This is a genomic window from Paracoccus homiensis (assembly GCF_900111675.1).
Classification (GTDB): Bacteria; Pseudomonadota; Alphaproteobacteria; order Rhodobacterales; family Rhodobacteraceae; genus Paracoccus; species Paracoccus homiensis.
Genome location: NZ_FOHO01000036.1, coordinates 1 through 2,406 on the forward strand (window position 1 = coordinate 1; position 2,406 = coordinate 2,406).

General features: G+C 60.3%; 2 protein-coding genes. Both read right to left on the reverse strand.

The window, feature by feature from the left end:
- Nucleotides 1-1,160: 1,160 nt before the first annotated feature.
- Complete coding sequence (locus tag BMX67_RS19255) at nt 1,161-1,556, reverse strand: hypothetical protein (RefSeq protein WP_090738346.1); 396 nt, start codon at nt 1,554-1,556, stop codon at nt 1,161-1,163.
- 289 nt (nt 1,557-1,845) lie between these two features.
- Nucleotides 1,846-2,406 (reverse strand): hypothetical protein (locus tag BMX67_RS19730; protein ID WP_217645927.1); only part of this gene is annotated, 561 nt, incomplete at its 5' end.

Genomic DNA, 2,406 nt, shown 5'->3' on the forward strand with positions numbered 1-2,406 from the left:
ACACCGCGCTCGGCATACCCGTCACGGAAGCTGTGGGATAAGTCCGTCCGGGGAAGGGGGAACCTCGGCCATCACCCGATTTGTGCAACAGAGTCGAGGCCGCACCGCAGCAAAGCCGAACCTGCGAAGGTCGGCAAAGGGCCGAGTGCTCCCGCTGCGCCTGCATTTGCTGCAGCCGGCACGCGTGCCGCTGATGGGTTCGTGGCTTCGATGTTGCTTGGCATTCGAGAGGCTGCCGTTCCTAGTTGTATGGTGATCGCGGGCACCCGCGATTGCTGATCCAGAAGACAGCCGCGCCTCCGCTTCGCTCTGGCGCCGCTGACGGCTTTTCATTTCTTTTTTCCGCCTGCCATCCGGCCGGTGATCTGAACACGGGCTCTGGTGCCACTGCGCGTCAGCCGCCACGGAGAAATCTGGTTGCTCCCACGCCAAGGCGCGGGCCCCTCCCAATTTCACCGCTCCGGCCCCGTGTGTCAGATCACCGCCCGGCCGCAGGTCGGGCTGCGTCCACCCTGCTTTGCCCTTCGGATGACATGAGGTCATCCAAAGTGAAAAGCAGCGATGGCTTCGCCACTGGCGGAAGCAAGAAGGATCGCCACGACATGTCGGACCAGTTCAAAACACGGGCCAGAGATTGGGCTGCGGCCCATCAGAGGCAGACCTTTATGGCAGGAAAGGCAAGCCTGCCTTCGCATCTGGGTCAGGCCCCCCTATTTTCACGCAATTTTCCTCACCGCTGAAGGCAGAACTATCTGCACCCTGCCACCCGATGTGTTGATTGCCACTGAACTCTTCCTCAAGTGGCCACAATTCTTCCTTTGCGGCAGCAAGGCTGACGTAAACTGGAAGGGTTCTAGCTTGCGTCCCGCACCGCAGTGATTACCTGAGACAGCCATCTGCTATCGCCCCGCGACAATTCCGAGGCTAGGGACATGGGAAGAAGCGATCAGACGCTTCCGAGTGCGAAAGCAGATCAAGCAGAGTTCGAGCAAAGCGCGCCGCGGTGCTGTAGGGCAAGGTCAGTCTGCACCATAGCGAGCAGGCTCATATGTCGGATGATAATTTCGGCCCATAGCGGCCGCTCGACCGCGCAGAGGCCACCGTCCGCTTTCCATACCAGATCGATCGAACGGCAACAGGCACACTTACAAACTAGCCTGCTACGCTCTGTCGTCGACTAGCAGCAAATACACCCGTATCCGATCCACCACCGCAGGATATTCTTCCATGTTTGAGATCTCTGGCTCACGTTCGCTCGTGGCGGAATAGGCCTGATGCGTATGAACGCGGCTCAGGAAGCCGCGCTTGATGTCGCTAAAGGCGAGCTTGTTCGGCGTGTCGAAGCCGCGTCGAACCCCGGCTGCAAGGCAGTCAATGACAGAGACCGGGGTAGCCGTTCCGTCGGCCACGGCAGGTATTTCGCTTGCCGTGCGGGCGACAAGACCGGCGGCGAAGGAAAGGCTGAGCGGCACTAGCTGATATACTAGCTCACGGGCACGCGGGCAAATCGCCTTTTCAGCGGGGTCGCCGCCGAGTTGTCTTTCGATTTCGCGCAAGGGTTCGCCGCGTAGCCAAGCCAGGATGCCGAGTTCGAGGTTTCTTACGGCATCGGCCGTCAGCGGTCCGTCCTTCTTGTTTCCGGTAGCGCCGAGAACTGCTCTACCATCACGGATCGGAATGGCATCGCGCGCATCCTGATCCTCTGCGAGCCAATTGATGATCCAAGACGTCCAGTCCGGTATTGTCTGGGGTAGCCGTTCAATCTGATCCTCGATCTTTTGCCGCAGCGATTTGAGGATGCCGAGCGGCGCGCCACTCTGGGTGGCAACCTCCGCCAGGACTTGATCATCGGCCTCCCTCGCTCTCTCGCTGATAAGCTCGTTCAGTCGCGCGACTTTCGCATCGAACTTCCGCCTTCTGATTGAACCTTATGGCCGTGAAGGCAGCCAGTGACCGCCCTATCGAAAAGCGCGTTGTTGCCTCGGGTTCTGCCCCTTCAGGCGCGACCGCGGTGGCCAAGCGGTTCAGGGCGTACTCGACATCGGGATCGGCAGCTGCCGCCACATTAATGCGATCCAGAACTGTCAGCAGGGGATCGCTAAGGGACAGGTAGCGGTCGTCCTCCGGTAGTACCGACTTCAGCTTGTCGAGCACCCCCTTTGTGAAGGGTCTACCTTCCCTGAATTGAAGCACGGCTTCGGGGATCAGGAGCACGATGCCGTTGGCGAGGTGACCGGCGCGCCCTGCGCGGGCCGCAGCATTCAGTATCCCGTGCGCCTCCAGCTCTTCACGCCCTCCTACGTCCGGGTCGCGGCGCCTGAGCGTAGCACTGTTGTAGCACGGGTGAACGCAACGCAGGAATCCTCCCGCGATGGAGGCTGATAAGGTACTGATATAGCTGATAGT